The sequence below is a fragment of the Bacillus sp. PK3-067 genome (assembly GCF_056738645.1).
Window position 1 is genome coordinate 1851837 of record NZ_CP096490.1, and the last position, 15383, is coordinate 1867219.

At 33.8% G+C, this 15383-nt stretch carries 18 protein-coding genes and 2 pseudogenes; 14 read left to right on the plus strand and 6 right to left on the minus strand.

Going from position 1 to position 15383, the window contains the following annotated elements:
- The first annotated feature begins 13 nt into the window (after positions 1-13).
- Positions 14-961 (plus strand): serine protease, encoded by a 948-nt coding sequence (locus M1D73_RS09595; RefSeq protein ID WP_086402051.1) that lies wholly within the window; start codon positions 14-16, stop codon positions 959-961.
- A 41-nt stretch (positions 962-1002) separates the two neighbouring features.
- Here M1D73_RS09595 and M1D73_RS09600 read toward each other — a convergent pair whose 3' ends face one another.
- Entirely contained in the window at positions 1003-1311 is a 309-nt protein-coding gene (locus M1D73_RS09600; protein WP_001259906.1) for an ArsR/SmtB family transcription factor, read from the minus strand.
- Positions 1312-1417: 106 nt separating this feature from the next.
- Here M1D73_RS09600 and M1D73_RS09605 point away from each other — a divergent pair, with 106 nt between their 5' ends.
- The 4 genes from M1D73_RS09605 to M1D73_RS09620 all read left to right on the plus strand — a co-directional run bounded on the left by M1D73_RS09605 (position 1418) and on the right by M1D73_RS09620 (position 4337).
- Entirely contained in the window at positions 1418-2353 is a 936-nt protein-coding gene (locus M1D73_RS09605; RefSeq protein ID WP_000877965.1) for an aldo/keto reductase, read from the plus strand.
- 47 nt (positions 2354-2400) lie between these two features.
- On the plus strand, positions 2401-3576 hold the full coding sequence (locus tag M1D73_RS09610) for an MFS transporter (protein WP_121868372.1): 1176 nt from the start codon (positions 2401-2403) through the stop codon (positions 3574-3576).
- Positions 3577-3624: 48 nt separating this feature from the next.
- Positions 3625-3831 (plus strand): hypothetical protein, encoded by a 207-nt coding sequence (locus tag M1D73_RS09615; RefSeq protein ID WP_001101741.1) that lies wholly within the window; start codon positions 3625-3627, stop codon positions 3829-3831.
- A gap of 143 nt (positions 3832-3974) precedes the next feature.
- A complete protein-coding gene (locus M1D73_RS09620) occupies positions 3975-4337 on the plus strand; it encodes a DUF805 domain-containing protein (RefSeq protein ID WP_001198796.1) in 363 nt (120 codons plus the stop codon).
- A gap of 200 nt (positions 4338-4537) precedes the next feature.
- Here M1D73_RS09620 and M1D73_RS09625 read toward each other — a convergent pair whose 3' ends face one another.
- Both M1D73_RS09625 and M1D73_RS09630 read right to left on the minus strand, forming a co-directional pair.
- Positions 4538-4762, minus strand: a complete 225-nt coding sequence (locus M1D73_RS09625) for a hypothetical protein (protein WP_000162602.1) — start codon at positions 4760-4762, stop codon at positions 4538-4540.
- Positions 4763-4846: 84 nt separating this feature from the next.
- Positions 4847-5194, minus strand: a complete 348-nt coding sequence (locus M1D73_RS09630; protein ID WP_000426317.1) for a DUF4257 domain-containing protein — start codon at positions 5192-5194, stop codon at positions 4847-4849.
- Between the two features lie 196 nt (positions 5195-5390).
- Here M1D73_RS09630 and M1D73_RS09635 point away from each other — a divergent pair.
- From M1D73_RS09635 to M1D73_RS09660, 6 genes and pseudogenes are all read left to right on the plus strand, one after another.
- Positions 5391-5916, plus strand: a pseudogene (locus tag M1D73_RS09635) (DinB family protein).
- Positions 5917-6098: 182 nt separating this feature from the next.
- Complete coding sequence (gene rsgA, locus M1D73_RS09640; RefSeq protein WP_121868371.1) at positions 6099-7151, plus strand: ribosome small subunit-dependent GTPase A; 1053 nt, start codon at positions 6099-6101, stop codon at positions 7149-7151.
- A 395-nt stretch (positions 7152-7546) separates the two neighbouring features.
- Positions 7547-8344, plus strand: a pseudogene (locus M1D73_RS09645) (HAMP domain-containing protein); the annotation flags it as partial.
- 228 nt (positions 8345-8572) lie between these two features.
- Positions 8573-9334 carry a methyl-accepting chemotaxis protein gene (locus tag M1D73_RS09650; protein ID WP_425594309.1) on the plus strand — a complete coding sequence of 254 codons (762 nt, stop codon included), beginning with the start codon at positions 8573-8575 and terminating at the stop codon, positions 9332-9334.
- Positions 9335-9530: 196 nt separating this feature from the next.
- Positions 9531-9836: a hypothetical protein gene (locus M1D73_RS09655; protein ID WP_000539569.1), complete on the plus strand. Its 306-nt coding sequence runs from the start codon at positions 9531-9533 to the stop codon at positions 9834-9836.
- Between the two features lie 322 nt (positions 9837-10158).
- Positions 10159-10524 carry a DUF3979 family protein gene (locus tag M1D73_RS09660; RefSeq protein ID WP_000965068.1) on the plus strand — a complete coding sequence of 122 codons (366 nt, stop codon included), beginning with the start codon at positions 10159-10161 and terminating at the stop codon, positions 10522-10524.
- Positions 10525-10558: 34 nt separating this feature from the next.
- Here M1D73_RS09660 and M1D73_RS09665 read toward each other — a convergent pair whose 3' ends face one another.
- Positions 10559-11599 carry a YkvI family membrane protein gene (locus tag M1D73_RS09665; protein WP_000370204.1) on the minus strand — a complete coding sequence of 347 codons (1041 nt, stop codon included), beginning with the start codon at positions 11597-11599 and terminating at the stop codon, positions 10559-10561.
- A 240-nt stretch (positions 11600-11839) separates the two neighbouring features.
- Between M1D73_RS09665 and M1D73_RS09670 the strand changes: the two genes are divergently transcribed.
- The 3 genes from M1D73_RS09670 to M1D73_RS09680 all read left to right on the plus strand — a co-directional run bounded on the left by M1D73_RS09670 (position 11840) and on the right by M1D73_RS09680 (position 14000).
- Positions 11840-12283 (plus strand): Dps family protein, encoded by a 444-nt coding sequence (locus tag M1D73_RS09670; RefSeq protein ID WP_000105199.1) that lies wholly within the window; start codon positions 11840-11842, stop codon positions 12281-12283.
- Between the two features lie 103 nt (positions 12284-12386).
- Entirely contained in the window at positions 12387-12842 is a 456-nt protein-coding gene (locus tag M1D73_RS09675; protein ID WP_000488210.1) for a DUF3939 domain-containing protein, read from the plus strand.
- A gap of 213 nt (positions 12843-13055) precedes the next feature.
- Complete coding sequence (locus tag M1D73_RS09680) at positions 13056-14000, plus strand: alpha/beta hydrolase (RefSeq protein WP_086402048.1); 945 nt, start codon at positions 13056-13058, stop codon at positions 13998-14000.
- 44 nt (positions 14001-14044) lie between these two features.
- Here M1D73_RS09680 and M1D73_RS09685 read toward each other — a convergent pair whose 3' ends face one another.
- Both M1D73_RS09685 and M1D73_RS09690 read right to left on the minus strand, forming a co-directional pair.
- Positions 14045-15046, minus strand: a complete 1002-nt coding sequence (locus M1D73_RS09685) for an LLM class flavin-dependent oxidoreductase (RefSeq protein WP_000594045.1) — start codon at positions 15044-15046, stop codon at positions 14045-14047.
- Between the two features lie 104 nt (positions 15047-15150).
- Positions 15151-15342, minus strand: coding sequence for a DUF3896 family protein (locus tag M1D73_RS09690; RefSeq protein ID WP_000683364.1), 192 nt, complete (start codon positions 15340-15342; stop codon positions 15151-15153).
- Positions 15343-15383 lie beyond the last annotated feature (41 nt).

The window sequence follows — 15383 nt, forward strand, 5'->3', positions numbered from 1 at the left end:
AGGAGGGATTACGATGAGTAGTACAGTGAATAAACAAAAAGGTATACAATTGATTCCATTTACCGTAAATAAGGTTGTAGAACAAGTAAATGAAATTCCACCAGGTGTACAACTGATTCACGCTCCGCAAGTATGGGGAAAGAGTGTGAAGGGGCAAGATGTAGTCGTTGCCGTATTAGATACAGGGTGTGATACTAATCATATAGATTTAAAAGATCGTATTATCGGCGGAAGAAATTTCACAAAAGATTATGAAGCTGATCCAAATGTGTATCTTGATAATAACGGACATGGTACTCATGTCGCGGGGACGATTGCAGCAACTGAAAATGGTGTCGGTGTATTAGGAGTTGCACCGCTTGCTAAAATGTTAGTATTAAAAGTTTTAGCGGGAGATGGTTCTGGAAGTTACGAGCAAATTATTGAGGCAATTCATTATGCTGTAAATTGGAGAGGGCCGAATCAAGAGAAAGTGAGAATTATTTCAATGTCACTTGGTGGTCCGCAAGATGTTCCAGAATTACATGAAGCAATTCAAAAGGCGGTAAAGCAGGATGTTCTCGTCGTATGTGCTGCTGGGAATAATGGAGATTGTAATGATAATACAGAGGAACTAGATTACCCAGGTGCTTACTCGGAAGTAATTGAAGTCGGCGCTGTCAATTTAGAACGGAAAATCACATGTTTTAGTAATTCAAATCAAGAAATTGATCTAGTAGCGCCAGGTGATGAAATATTATCTACGTATCCAGATGGGAAATATGCAGTGTTAAGTGGAACTTCCATGGCGACGCCGCATGTTGCTGGAGCGCTTGCCTTGCTCATTAAACAGTGTGAGCAAGAATACGGTCGAAAGTTATCAGAGCCGGAAATATATGCACAACTTATTAAAAGAACTGTACCTTTAGGGTATGAACGTACATCCGAAGGGAATGGATTATTAGATTTATTAAAAGAATAGCCATATTAAAAAAACATCTCATATGAATATGAGATGTTTTTTTAATATGGCTCTGTCGCATGTAATACAACTTGTAATAAACCTGGGAATCTAGCATTTAAATCTTCTTCACGAATTGAAATGAAACGTTGTGTTCCTTCAAGGCGCGTGTACATAACACCTGACTCACGTAAAACTTTGAAATGGTGAGATAAAGTTGATTTTGCAACAGGGATGTTTAAAGCACCACAAGATTGTTCATTTTTCTCTAGTAACATATTTACAATTTGTAAACGAATTTGATCGCTAAGTGCATATAAGACAGAAGAAAATTGAATTTCTTCTCGATTTGGATGATAGAGTGTACGCATATTTCACCTACTTGTATAAGTTAAGATATTTGCACTATAACATATAAAGTGGTATATTTCTATTGTTCGAATATGTTCGAACAATAGAAATATAGGGGGAGAAAAAATGAAGTATACAAAATTGCAAAAGGCAGGATTAAATATTTCAAAGTTGGGTTTAGGTACAAATGCAGTAGGGGGACATAATTTATATGCTGATGTGAATGAAGAAGAAGGAAAGCGATTAGTAGAAGAAGCTATTCAGCAAGGGATTACATTTTTTGATACAGCAGATTCATATGGTTTCGGTAGATCAGAGGAATTAGTAGGAGAAGTATTAAAGGGAAAACGTCATGAGTTTATACTTGCTACAAAAGGTGGAATTCAACCGTTGTTAAATGGAGAAACTTATATTAACAATGAACCAAGTTATTTAAGGAATGCTGTGGAAAATAGCTTAAGAAGATTACAGACTGAATATATTGATTTATATTATTTACACTTTACAAATCCTGAAACAAGTTACATAGATTCAATCGGAGAGCTTACTCATTTAAAAGAAGAAGGGAAAATTCGTTCAATTGGAATATCGAACGTAAACATAGAACAATTAAAAGAGGCGAATCAACATGGTCATATAGATGTTGTACAATCTCCATACAATATGTTAGAACGTACAGCTGAGGAAGAACTGTTGCCGTATTGTATAGAAGCGGGTATTTCATTTATTCCATATGGGCCTCTTGCTTTTGGAATATTAGGCGGAAAATATACAGAAGATTTTAAATTAAATGAAGTCGATTGGCGTCAAAATGTAAATCTATTTGAAGAAAATACATATAAGAGTAATTTTAAGAAAGTGAATAAGTTAAAAGGGCTAGCTAAAGAAAATGATATTGAAGTGTCTCATTTAGCGTTAGCATGGTTATTAAATAAAGAAGGAATTGATACTGTTATACCTGGTGGAAAGCGGGCAGAGCAGGTAAGAGAAAGTGTGAAAGCGGTAGACGTTGCATTGAATGAAAGAGTCATGAAAGAAATCCAATCTATTTTAGAAGATTAGTTAAACAGAGGGAGAGTACCCTCTGTTTATATAAGGAGAAGGTCTAAATGAACAGAGTACTAGCTGTATTTTTTATGATAATGTTTATGATCGGTACAGATACTTTCTTAATTTCACCACTGTTGCCGACATTGCAACAGGTGTATCATGTTTCAACTGAGTTGTCAGGATGGATGGTGAGTTCGTATGCTTTAGGGTATGCTGGATTTGCGCTTATTGCTGGTCCTATATCAGATGGATTAAACAGAAAAAAAGTGATGGTACTAGGTATGAGTTTTTTTGCAATAAGTACGTTTTTGTGTGGAATTACACCGAGTTTTTTATGGATGCTAACATTTAGATTTTTAGCAGGTGTAAGTGCAGCTTTTGTATCTCCACAAGTGTGGGCATCTATTCCGCTCCTTATAGAGAAGAAGCAAATTGTGAAAGCAATTGGGGTTGCAACAGCAGGGTTATCAATCTCTCAAATTTTAGGGCTGCCACTGGGAGCTTATTTAGCAACGATACATTATACAATCCCATTCTATTTCATTGGTATATTATCAGCACTACTTGTCATTCTTATTTATGTTGTATTACCAGAAATACAGTCGGTTCATATAGGTGGAAATAAAAAAGCGATTTTACAGCGTTATAAACAATTACTTACAGATTCAAAGGTTTCACTTTCTTATTTTGCATACTTTGTTTTTCAAACCGGAAATTTTGCTGCATTTTCATTTTTTGGTGTATGGCTTTCCATTCAATTTGGCTTACAAGTTCATGAAGTAGGTACAGCTATGCTCGTATTAGGGTTAGGAAATTTAACTGGTAATATTTTTGGTCCTAGAATCGTAAATAAAATTGGTTATAACCTTTCTTTCTATGGTGGAATTATATTTACAGCAGTGCTATATGTATTACTTCCACATGTAAAGAACATTGTATTGGTGGAGTTATCGTTCTTTGCTTTGTTTTTTTGGACAGGAATTTTGTTTGTATTAATGATGAGGCACTTACAAAACATATCTAGTGCAGCAAGAGGAACAGGAGCCGCGCTTGCAAATGCTTCTATGTATATTGGTCAAATGATTGGTGCGGCAATAGCAGGAATGTTATTTGCAGTATCTCACAATTTTATCCTTATAGGTAGTTTTACAGCGTTACTATATATAGGAGCTTTATTTTTGTTTAGAAAAAGTGAAAAACTTACTGAAAATAGTGAAACAGGAATCGCATCATAAAGCTTGTATAAATATTTCGCAAATCAGAATTAATAAGAGTGTGAATACATGAATGTGCTTTTAATTAAAGTGGTTACTAAAAGTATAGAAATAGTAGAAGAAATGTATTGTAACAAAGTTATGAGGAATCAAAAAATAAAAATCCCTATAAAGATAGGGATTTATATATCGGCATATAGTTCCTTGGAAAAGGATATACTTAGTTTAGCATATCGGACTACTTATATTTGTGAAATAGATGTGAAAGTAATGTGAAAAATGCCGAAGGAAAAAACTATTTAAATAGAGGGCAATTTAGATGGGAATATGGATTTTACATAAATATTGTGTTATATTTCTACTTATCTGTTAATAATTACATATTTTAATTTTATTGGGGATAAAAGGGAGAGGTTTAAATGCAATGGTATTTGAAAGCTCTAAAGAATTATGGGAATTTTAGTGGTAGAGCTACGCGAAAAGAGTACTGGATTTTTAGTTTATCCAATATCGTAATTTTTTGGCTACTGTTATTTTTATCATCATTTTCAGAGGTGTTAGTTGCTATTATTGCGTTGCTATTTATGTTAGTAATGATTATACCAAGTTTTTCGGTTGGTGCACGACGATTACATGATATTGGGAAAACGGGATGGTGGCAACTATTAAATTTTGTACCGTTTGGTAGCGTTGTTTTACTTGTATTTTTTATCATTGAAAGTGAAGAAAATGACAATCAATACGGACCAAATCCGCATTCAGATTTAAAAGAAGCGATTTAATAAACTTATTTAGTTTGTAGCATTACTAGTTCAATTATTTTATCTATTATTAAAATGGTTTGCGTGGGCTAATATTATTAGTTTGATCTTTAGGTCTAGATGACTTTTGAAACTGTAAAAATGGGAAGTATAAAGGCGGAGAGAATATAGCATGGAAAGAAAAAAATTCTAAATAAAAAGCACTGTTTTAGCTAATGTAGCTAAAACAGTGCTTTTCTCTTTGATTGAACAGTTGCAGCATTTTCATCATGTATACCTGCATCTTTAATAATTCGTTGTTTTGCTTTATTTAATAGATGGTTTACTGCTTCGCCAAAATAGTTAGCTTCGCTTTTTGTGCGGGCTTCTCGTAAACATTTATAGTTTTCTAGCAGTTCCTCTTTTTCGGAGTTTGTTAAGAAATCTTCTATTTTCTTTTTTGTCATACGAAACACCCTTTCTCCTGACAAACGACGCAATAGAAAATATTTATTTCTCATTATAACAATAATTTTAAAAGAAAGTATACACTAACGTCGCAATAATTTGTCAATTTCTTGAATCTTCTCATCAGCTTTCCCAATTTGCGTATTTTTAGCCTGTTCGCCACCAAGAGCTTGATGTAGTAAAAAAGTTTGACCGGAAATAGCAGTTACAATGGATACTTTTATAATTTCTTTTATTGCGGTGACATCGAATAAAACGAGCCCAAGAAGTGCGGCTAGGCTACCAGTAAAAATATCAGTTAAAAATCCAAAATGAAAAAATGTTTTCAAACGGCGTGGAAGCAATAACTTACCTTGGTTATTGATTAGATGGGAAACGAAGCCGGTAATGCCACCAACGAGAACAGCGGTTAGCCATTGATACATCTCCATCGAATCCACTCCTTTTAGTGAATAAGATTCGATTATTTTATATTGATTCCTTTTAATATTTCATATAAGCATATTGAGAAAGTTTGTTTGGGTATAATTTGTATTCAAATTAATTGTAACAGAAAATTTAGATATATTTCAGTCTATTATATGAATCATTTTTACAATAATATGAATGCAGAAAGGGGTGCGTGATATGAATATAGATTATCGAATAAGAAGTGTAGTTGGTTATACAAAAAATAGGGGAATTAGTAAGCCTGCTTGAGCATACGAGAGCTGTAACATTAGGCGAAGTAAAAAAATTATCAGTTGAGCAATTAGATTTAATTATGCAAAGCAGCGGAAATTCAATTGGCGCCTTATTAAAGCATATAGCAGCTATTGAAAAAGTTCATCAGCTTATTTCATTTCAAGATCGTGACTTTACAAAAGAAGAATTAGAAATCTGGGAAGATGCACTGTATTTAGGGGAAGCGGGTAGAGCAATCCGTGGTCATGAAATACAGTATTATGTACAACTTCTACAAAGTGTTCGAGAAGAATCTCTGAAGTATTTAAGTGAACAAGGTGATGAGTGGCTCATGTCAGAAAGAAAGTGGCCTAACGGTGTAGCATATAACCAGCACTATCTATGGTTTCATGTGCTAGAAGATGAAATTAGTCATCGAGAACAAATTAGAATGCTCAAAAACAAGTTATTTGAAAATTACGTAAAATAATGTAGCTTTTTATAGGAGAATTCCATATAATGAGAATAATTAAAATAAGAACGGGGTGATGTATTATGGCGAAAATAACTTATATGAATAATCAACCAAATACAAAGGTGGATGGAAAGGGCGATATTATATAAGGTAATTCCCAATCCTTCCACTTAGTACAAACTAGGGAGGATATTTATTTGAATCAAAATATTTTAGAATCTTTCGGCTGGGATTCATTTTTTGAAGAACAAGTTACAGAGAAAAATTATGAAGTAGGTCGTATTTTACTTGAGCATAAGCATATATATCGCATTATTTGTAATGATGGTGAATATATGGCAGAACTGTCTGGGAAGTTTCGGTATGAAGCGATTACGAAAGGCGATTATCCAGCAGTTGGTGATTGGGTGTATATAAAGAAAATAGAAGATGAAAAGAAAGCGATTATTCATCGTATTTTCCAGCGAAGAAGTTCTTTCTCAAGACAAGAGGCTGGAACAAGAACAGAAGAACAGATTATAGCAGCAAATGTAGATTATTTATTTTTAGTGAATGCACTTAATCATGATTTTAATGTTAGAAGGATGGAACGTTATTTATTATTGGCGTATGAAAGTGGCGCTATGCCAGTTATTGTTTTAACAAAGAGTAGTATATGTAATGATGTAGAACAAAAAATTGTAGAAACGGAAGCTATAGCAATTGGTGTTCCTATTTTCGTTGTTGATAGTTTAGAGCATACAGGTATTGATTCGTTGAAACAATTCGTTTCTTCAGGGAAAACAATTGCTTTAGTTGGGTCATCAGGGGTAGGAAAGTCAACTTTGTTAAATGCTCTAATAGGAATTGATGTAGCAAAAACGGGAGATATACGTGAAGAGGATAGTAGGGGGAGGCATACGACAACGCATCGAGAATTATTCCAATTGCCTAGTGGCGCTCTCGTGATTGATACGCCTGGCATGAGGGAATTGCAACTTTGGGAAGGCAGCGAAGCGATTCAAACAGCATTCTCTGATATTGAAGAATTTGCGACAACATGTCGTTTCCGTGATTGTAAGCATGAGAATGAACCAGGATGCGCGGTGTATAGTGCAATTGAAAACGGACTTATTACGATAGATCGTTTGAAAAGCTATAAAAAATTACAAAGAGAACTGGCGTATTTTATGAGGAAACAAGATGCAATCCTTGCCAGAGCAGAGCGTGATAAATGGAAGAAAATTTCTAAACAACATAAAAAAATGTAAAAACCAAAGGGGCCCCTTTGGTTTTTTCTATTTGTAAATTTTATAATAATATTATTCGTATATATAGACAAAGAGAAATTAATTGTTTAAACTTTACAAAGTATTCACCATAATAGGTTATGAAAATAATAATTAAGGAATGGGAAATATTCATAATTAACTCAATTTAACTTTTAAATTCGAAAATTAGGAGGTTCATAATGGGTAAACTATTAAATTTGTTTCGTGATATGAAAGTAGCAAAAAAGCTATTAATTTCATTCTTTGTAATTTTAATTGCAGCCGTTTCTATAATCGGGGGCATGTCTTATCAAACTGCTAAAAAGAATTTTGAATCACAAATTACGAGTAGTGCTAACGATAATATAAAAATATTAGATAATTTAATCAATCAAATGATTGAAGCAAAATTTAACGATGTGAATAACTTTGCACGAGTAATTCAAGGGAATATGTATCAAGGGGATAATCAGGATGAGCTAAGAAAGACATTATCTCAGTATATCAATTTAAATATAGATGTTGAACAAGTGTATGTTGCCGGTAATGATAAGAAATTTGTACAGGAACCAAATATACAAATGGCAGCAGATTATGATCCAACAACACGACCTTGGTATAAAGATGCAGTGGCAAAACAAGGTGGTATTGTTGTTAGCGAGCCATATAAGGCAAAAGGAAATGGACATATTGTCGTAACGATTGCAAAACAAACAGAAGATAAAAATGGGGTTGTTGCGCTAGATTTAAGTTTAGACAATTTATTAAAAACAACAAAGTTAATCAATATTGGTAAAAAAGGATATGCCTTCATTTTAGATGGAAAGCAAAAAATCATTGCTCATCCACAAGAAAAATCAGGGGATAAAGCAGCTGATTCTTGGGCAAAGAAAATTTATGAAGATAATCACGGTGCTTTTACATATTCTTATGGTGGTAGTGAAAAGAATATGGTATTTGCTACAAACGTAAAAACAGGTTGGAAAATTGGTGGGACGATGTACGCAACTGAAGTAATTGAAGCTGCTCAACCTGTATTTTATAATATGTTAATTGTTATGCTTATCTCATTAGTAGTAGGCGGGGCACTTATTTATTTTGTGACACTTTCAATTACGAAGCCTTTAAAGAGATTAGTTGTTACCTCTAAAGAAATAAGCGAAGGGGATTTAACGCAAACAATTGAAATCCATTCTAATGATGAAATCGGCCAACTTGCTAAAGGCTTTAATGAGATGACGAATTCGTTACGGACGTTAATTGGAAGAATTAACGATTCAGCTGGGCATGTTGCAGCGGCATCAGAAGAGCTAACTGCAAGTGTAAGGCAAGCAAGTGAAGCGACTGAGCAAATCACAATCGCAATGGATGAAATATCAAGTGGGGCAACGACGCAAACAACAAGCGTAGAAAATGGCGCTATGTTACTGTTTGATGTAACGGAAGGAATTCAACATGTAGCAAATAGTTCATCATCTATTAATACGGCTTCTGCACATACTCGTGAAAAAGCAGAAGATGGTGGGAAACTAGTAGGAAGAACAGTAAACCAGATGCAGTCTATTGCAGAATCGGTTTCACAATCAGATGCAGTTATACAATTACTAAATAATAAATCAAAACAAATTGGTGATATTTTAGAAGTAATTCAAAATATTGCAGATCAAACAAACCTTCTAGCTCTAAATGCGGCGATTGAAGCCGCAAGAGCCGGTGAGCATGGAAGAGGTTTCGCAATTGTTGCAGATGAAGTGCGTAAATTGGCAGAGCAGTCTAGCGTATCTTCTAGTGAAATTAGTAAATTAATATGTGAAATACAAGATGATATGGGTAAGACAGTCAAATCTATGAATCATGTAAATGAGGAAGTTCAATCTGGACTTGTTATCGCAAATGAAACGAAGCAAAACTTTGCTGAAATCTTACAATCTACAAATGAAATAGCTAATCAAATTAAGACGATGGTTGAAACGGCTAATGGAATGTCAAAAGGGGCAAATGAAGTATCTATTTCGGTAGGACAAATTGCAATGACAGCACAAAATAATGCGACAAGCACACAAAATGTTGCGGCTTCAGCTGAAGAACAGCTAGCTTCGATGGAGGAAATTGGATCTGCAGCAGGCACGTTATCTCAAATGGCTGAAGAGTTGCAAGGACTAATTGACAGATTTAAAGTCTAATAGAGAACAGACTACCTCTAGTAGCATTATGCCAATAGAGGGTAGTCTGTTTTATTGTGTAAAATCAAATGGAGATGTAAACTTCCTTTATGACGTTTAAAATGGTATTTTGCATAATGTTTGTCGAAAAATAGAGGTATTTGTTAGCTTTGTGTATAATTATTAACGTATAGAATACAAATAAAAGGAGAGTATTATGGGAGTGTATTGGGGGACAAAAAGACATTCTTGGCTTAGTTACGTCTCATTTTGGCTAAGTATTTCATTTTTTATTGTTTTTCTAATTGAAGTGTTTATATTAAAAACACTTTCGAATAGCTCGGTGCAAATTGTTAAATATTTTTATTTTATATTTGTACCAGTAAATATTTTTCTTAGTTTAAAGTTACTATTTAAGAAGAATGAAAAGAAAGCGTTACCTATTTTTAGTTTCATTGTCTCATTATTATTTGCAATTTTAATAATCGTATTAGTTTTAGCAGCTATAGGGAAGGTCTTTTGAGGGGAGTGGTATAAGTCACTCTCCTTTTTTATTTGTGGTAGTCTTACTATATATAAAAGTGTGAATGCTGTGAGCTAATAAAAGCAGAGAGTAGACAATATTTGCATGGATTAAAGTCTGTCGTTATTTGAACTTGTAAGAGTGTATGGAGTAATGAGGTAATATACATAATAATGGAGATAGAATTAGTTATTTTATAAGTATGTATGAAGCAAATGAATACGGTAAGAACGTTGATATATGGTACAATAGCTATGGATAGTGATAGAGATAAAGGGTATATAAAATACTCATCGTTTTTTAGTAAGAGAGGGGTTATCTTATGCTATACGAGGATTTGGAGACATTATTTCAAACAGCTCCGAAAGAAGATAGAGGCGGATGGAAATATATAATCCAAGAACAAAATAATACATTTAAAATTGTTGATGAAATACTGAAAAATCAAATGAGTGTCGAATTATATTTTAATGAATACGATGAGGTGAAAATCACTTTATATAAAGATGGAATTCCCATTACGACTATGCAAAGAATTGCGATTTCAAAAGTTGAATTAGACGAAGATGAAGAAGGTATTCAATTTGTTTTAGAGCGCATGCCTAGTCGAATGATTCGGTTGCAGTTAAAGCCATATTTAGCATTAGAAATGGGACCGTACTGGGAAGTATGTGATGATTGTGAATGAGCGTAAAAAAGCATCCAATAACATGGATGCTTTTTTATGTTTTTTGAAGTTGTTTAAACGCAATGATTGGCAGTATAACAATACTTACCCATCCGATGATAGGATATAGAATGTGAAGTAAGTCACTGTAACCGATGTAGCTAAAGCAATAACTAATTAGTAAAATGAAGAAAATAATATTGTTATTTTTCCACCCAGTAATAGATTGCATCTGTTTTGTCATTCCGAACACATTACCAACTAAAGTTGTGAAAACTTCACCGAAAATAATGAGAACGAAAAAGAAGTGAAAAGTTGCATTAAATCTTCTTATGACTTCAGCCATTGGGATGTTATATTGGTAAAATTGATCGACTGATAAGATTGCTAAATGGCTGCATAATAAAATTAAAGAAAGTCCAGCACCACCTAAAATCCCACCCCAAAAAATAGCTTTTCGGTCCTTTACTTCACTGGCTAATGGGACGAGAACACTTTGGGCGAGAGAAAGATTTAAGGCGACATATGTAATAGGGCTAGTAATCCATTTCATATTCCAGTTCTCTGCAGGAATAGTGTTATTAATGGAAGGTGTACCGTGAAAAAAGGTTGTAATAGCAAGTCCGATAATAAAAATCATCATAATAGGTACGACAAGTGTATTTACTTCGAAAACACCTTGTAATCCGCGGCTACTTATAATAAGACAAGCGATAACTGTAATAAGAATACCGAGTTGTCTTGGTAAGCGAAGTTGCTCTTCAAATACTGCACCAGCCCCTGATAACATAACGCTCGTTACGCCGAATAAAACGAGTAATAATAATGTGTTTACAACATTCCCAAATACATCCCCAAATAAATATTTGTTAAATTCTTGCGCTGAAAATGCCCCGATTTGTGATGAAAGTAACATCATCTTTGTGCCAAGCCAAATAAAAAAAAATCCACTTACACATATGCCAATGGTCCCGTATAATCCATTCACTGTGAAAAATTCAACAATTTCTCGTCCAGTAGCAAATCCAGCTCCAACGACAGTTCCGATATAAGTAGCGGCTACTTTCTTTGCTACTTGCCATTGTTGATTGTCCATGTTATCCCTCTTTCTACTATGATGAGCTTGATGTACTATTATGCATATGTATGAGCTTGGACAATTAGACGTATGAAGTGTTTGAAAAAATACATGAATTTAATGATATTAGGGAAGCATTAAAGGTGTTAAAACTTTGTTACATATAAGCCAATTGTTCGAAAGGAAAGGGAATGTATGGTAAAATGTAATTGGGTTATTAAAAGATAAACATTACAAAATGATAAGAGGAGTGATTGTATGAGTACGAAAACAAATGTTGTTGAAGTATTAAACAAGCAGGTAGCAAACTGGAATGTGTTATATGTTAAACTACATAATTATCACTGGTATGTGACAGGGCCACACTTCTTTACATTACATGAGAAATTTGAAGAGTTTTATAATGAGGCTGGAACGTATATTGATGAGTTAGCAGAACGTATTTTAGCTTTAGAAGGTAAACCATTAGCGACAATGAAAGAATATCTCGCAACATCTAGTGTCAGCGAAGGGACAAGCAAAGAATCTGCAGAAGAAATGGTGCAAACATTAGTGAATGATTATTCTGCACTTATTCAAGAATTAAAAGAAGGTATGGAAGTTGCAGGTGAAGCTGGTGATGAAACATCAGCTGACATGCTGTTAGCAATTCATACAACATTAGAACAGCATGTATGGATGCTAAGTGCATTCTTAAAATAACGATAAATATAATAGAAACCCATTGAAAAATTATTTCAATGGGTTTTTTTATGATTTTTCAGTTTTCTTTTATGCTATAATATAGTAAAAAGGAGGCGATGCGATGTTTCGCTTTTTCAGAACTGGAAAAGAAGAGCGGGAAATTACGAAAGATGAATTAGAACAAGCGATGGCTCAGTTTTTAGAAACGAATGCTAATATCGTTTATACAGTATTAGTAAATGAAGATTATACAGTAAATTATGATTTGTTAAAACCGTATTTACCTGCATTTCCAACAAATGATTTTCTCATAACGAAGGAAACGCTTGAGGTATTTGAACATACAGCAGAAAATTTAAGCCTAGTGAAAGAAATTGATGTCGTACAAAAAGCAGTAGACCAATACGTAACAGAAAAAGAAATGTTCCCAATTGTTGAAGGTAGCGAAGATCGCCTCATATGCGGAATGAAGCTAGGACCTTACTTAAATCGTAGCTTAAAAAGAGACTTATATATTTCAGAAAAACATTATTTAGTTTCAAGTAAACCAGATAGAAAAAAACAAAAGAGCGGGTAGATGTAATGAAAACAACAATACATATATTGTTGTCTTTTTTTGTTTGTTAAAATATTGATTTTTCAGTCTATTATTATTTATACTAAATGTATTGGACAGGGAAGAGTAACTATTAAGCATCATTTTGAGAATAAGGTATTGTTAGCGTGGGTTATACAAAGTGGTATAAAGATTCGCAAAAAATATTATAAAAGGTTTCGGGGGAATTGGTACATGAAAAATAGCATGACTTACATTCAATTATTAAATGAAACGTTACGTTGTTATGCAAATAAAGGAAGTTTTGAAGCGTACAATTATATAATGGAAAACGCTACAGGTGTAATAGGGAATGAGGTGCAAATATATAATTTTAAGTATGCACTCGCAAGTGCATCGGGACTTGAAAAAGAAGCATTACATTTAATGAGAGAGGCCATTATAGAAAAGGGATTCTGGTATGGAAATGAGTATTTAATTTCCGACGAAGATTTAAAATCACTACATAAATTTGAAGAATTTCATACAATGGTGCAATTATGTAAAGAAAGAGAAGAATTAGCACATAAAAAGGAAAGACCAGATGTGAAATATATATACAGCAAGAAAGAGGGAAATCTACTACTTACATTGCACGGTGACCAAGAAAATATACAAATAGTAGAACCATATTGGAAATCTGTGTTGACACAAGATTATATGTTAGTTTTACCACAGTCTTCACAAATTGAGTTTTCAGATGGATTTGTTTGGGATGATATAGAGAGAGGGAAAGAGGAATTAAAAGAGCATTACAATAAGTTTATAGAAAATCATACAGTAGAAAGTGTAATCATTGGTGGTTTTTCTGCAGGGGCGAGAGTAGCTTTATATACGATTTTACAACAAGATATAAATGTAGATGGTTTTGTTTTTATGGCACCATGGCTTCCCGAGATTGAAGAATGGGATGAGTTGTTAAGAGTGCTGCAGGATAAACATATAAAAGGATATATAGTATGCGGGGATCAAGATGAAGATTGTTTCGAATCCACGCAGCAATTTGTACAACTATTAAGAGAGAAGAATATAGAACATAAGTATAAAGTTGTGCCTGACTTAGATCATGATTATCCTATTAACTTTGAAGAGCTATTAAAAGAAGCTATTGAATATATAGGAAATGAAAACAATAAGTAGTAAGAAAAAGAGATGCATCACATGTGATGCATCTCTTTTTAGAATTATAAATTAAAAGCATTTGCTAATAAGCGATAAGACTTTAATTTATGTTCAAATTGATGAGTAATCGTGACAATCATAAATTCGTCAGTATTGTATGCTTTGCTTAAGTTTATTATTTTTTCTTTTACAGAAGACGGATCACCAACAATCATACGTTGACGATTTTCTTTTATACGGAATAAATCATAAGCGCTGTATGAATAATTTTGAGCAGTTTCAATAGAAGGTGTACCAGTAGTTCGTTTTCCTTGCTCTAATAATAAGATTGATAAATCTAAACTAGAAGCAATTTTTTCTGCTTCTTCATTTGTTTCTCCGCATATAACAAAGATGGCAACGATTGAATTAGGCTTATCTCCTAAAAATGAAGGCTGATATTGTTCTTGGTAAGCCCTCATAACTTCAGGGCCTCCGAAGCCGTTAATAAATTGTGCAAATGCGAAAGAAGCACCGTTGTTTGCAGCAATTTTAGCGCTCTCTCCGCTAGAACCGAGCATCCACATTTCAGGAGACGTTGGGATAACTGGAGTGGCTTTTAAGTTTGCATAGTGATGGTTTTCTGGTACTTGATCATGTAAGTACATTGCAACGTCTGCAATTTGTTCTGGATATTGATCAAGTGAGACCATTTTCCCTTCTTGAAGTGCGCGAGTTGCTATTGGCATACCACCAGGAGCTCTACCAACACCGAGATCGATGCGGTTCGGATACAATGCTTCTAGAACACGGAAATTCTCAGCAACTTTATATGGGCTATAATGCGGTAACATAACACCACCTGAACCGACTCTAATACGGTCTGTTTTTGCGGCAATATGAGAAATAAGTATTTCTGGACTTGAACCAGCTAAGCTTACGGAATTATGATGTTCGGATACCCAAAAACGTGTGAATCCGAGTTTTTCAACTTCTTGTGCAAGCGTAACTGTATGTGAAAAAGCTTGGGCTGCTGTGCTACCATCTGAAATAGGTGATTGGTCTAATACACTTAACTTGATCATAGAATATACCTCTCAATCTTAATGTACATCCTATTATATATTTACTTATGAAAAATGCGTAGTGAAATGCTCAAAATGAAAAGCGGATAATCCTATTTCCGCTTTTAATGAGAAAATCCGCGTTCATAATGATTCATTTCAACCAGATTTAAAATATATTCATAGTTGTCAATTTCACATTTTAGCTGTTCACGTTCTTTTTCAGATAGTGTCATATTGCTAAGTTTTTTACATAAGTTTTGTTTCTTTAATTCTAAATGCTTTTTTGTAGCATGGTAGTCATAAGTATGTTTCATTTTTAACCACTCCTTCTTTGCAGTTGCTATATTATACGAAG

Coding starts and splice junctions, on each gene's coding strand:
- M1D73_RS09655 (WP_000539569.1), top strand. CDS start 9,531: ATGGGAGTGTATTGGGGGACAAAAAGACATTCTTGGCTTAGTTACGTC.
- M1D73_RS09670 (WP_000105199.1), top strand. CDS start 11,840: ATGAGTACGAAAACAAATGTTGTTGAAGTATTAAACAAGCAGGTAGCA.
- M1D73_RS09605 (WP_000877965.1), top strand. CDS start 1,418: ATGAAGTATACAAAATTGCAAAAGGCAGGATTAAATATTTCAAAGTTG.
- M1D73_RS09665 (WP_000370204.1), bottom strand. CDS start 11,599: ATGGACAATCAACAATGGCAAGTAGCAAAGAAAGTAGCCGCTACTTAT.
- M1D73_RS09600 (WP_001259906.1), bottom strand. CDS start 1,311: ATGCGTACACTCTATCATCCAAATCGAGAAGAAATTCAATTTTCTTCT.
- M1D73_RS09690 (WP_000683364.1), bottom strand. CDS start 15,342: ATGAAACATACTTATGACTACCATGCTACAAAAAAGCATTTAGAATTA.
- M1D73_RS09630 (WP_000426317.1), bottom strand. CDS start 5,194: ATGGAGATGTATCAATGGCTAACCGCTGTTCTCGTTGGTGGCATTACC.
- M1D73_RS09680 (WP_086402048.1), top strand. CDS start 13,056: ATGAAAAATAGCATGACTTACATTCAATTATTAAATGAAACGTTACGT.
- M1D73_RS09620 (WP_001198796.1), top strand. CDS start 3,975: ATGCAATGGTATTTGAAAGCTCTAAAGAATTATGGGAATTTTAGTGGT.
- M1D73_RS09650 (WP_425594309.1), top strand. CDS start 8,573: ATGTTACTGTTTGATGTAACGGAAGGAATTCAACATGTAGCAAATAGT.
- M1D73_RS09675 (WP_000488210.1), top strand. CDS start 12,387: ATGTTTCGCTTTTTCAGAACTGGAAAAGAAGAGCGGGAAATTACGAAA.
- M1D73_RS09615 (WP_001101741.1), top strand. CDS start 3,625: ATGAATGTGCTTTTAATTAAAGTGGTTACTAAAAGTATAGAAATAGTA.
- M1D73_RS09660 (WP_000965068.1), top strand. CDS start 10,159: ATGCTATACGAGGATTTGGAGACATTATTTCAAACAGCTCCGAAAGAA.
- M1D73_RS09610 (WP_121868372.1), top strand. CDS start 2,401: ATGAACAGAGTACTAGCTGTATTTTTTATGATAATGTTTATGATCGGT.
- M1D73_RS09685 (WP_000594045.1), bottom strand. CDS start 15,046: ATGATCAAGTTAAGTGTATTAGACCAATCACCTATTTCAGATGGTAGC.
- M1D73_RS09625 (WP_000162602.1), bottom strand. CDS start 4,762: ATGACAAAAAAGAAAATAGAAGATTTCTTAACAAACTCCGAAAAAGAG.
- M1D73_RS09595 (WP_086402051.1), top strand. CDS start 14: ATGAGTAGTACAGTGAATAAACAAAAAGGTATACAATTGATTCCATTT.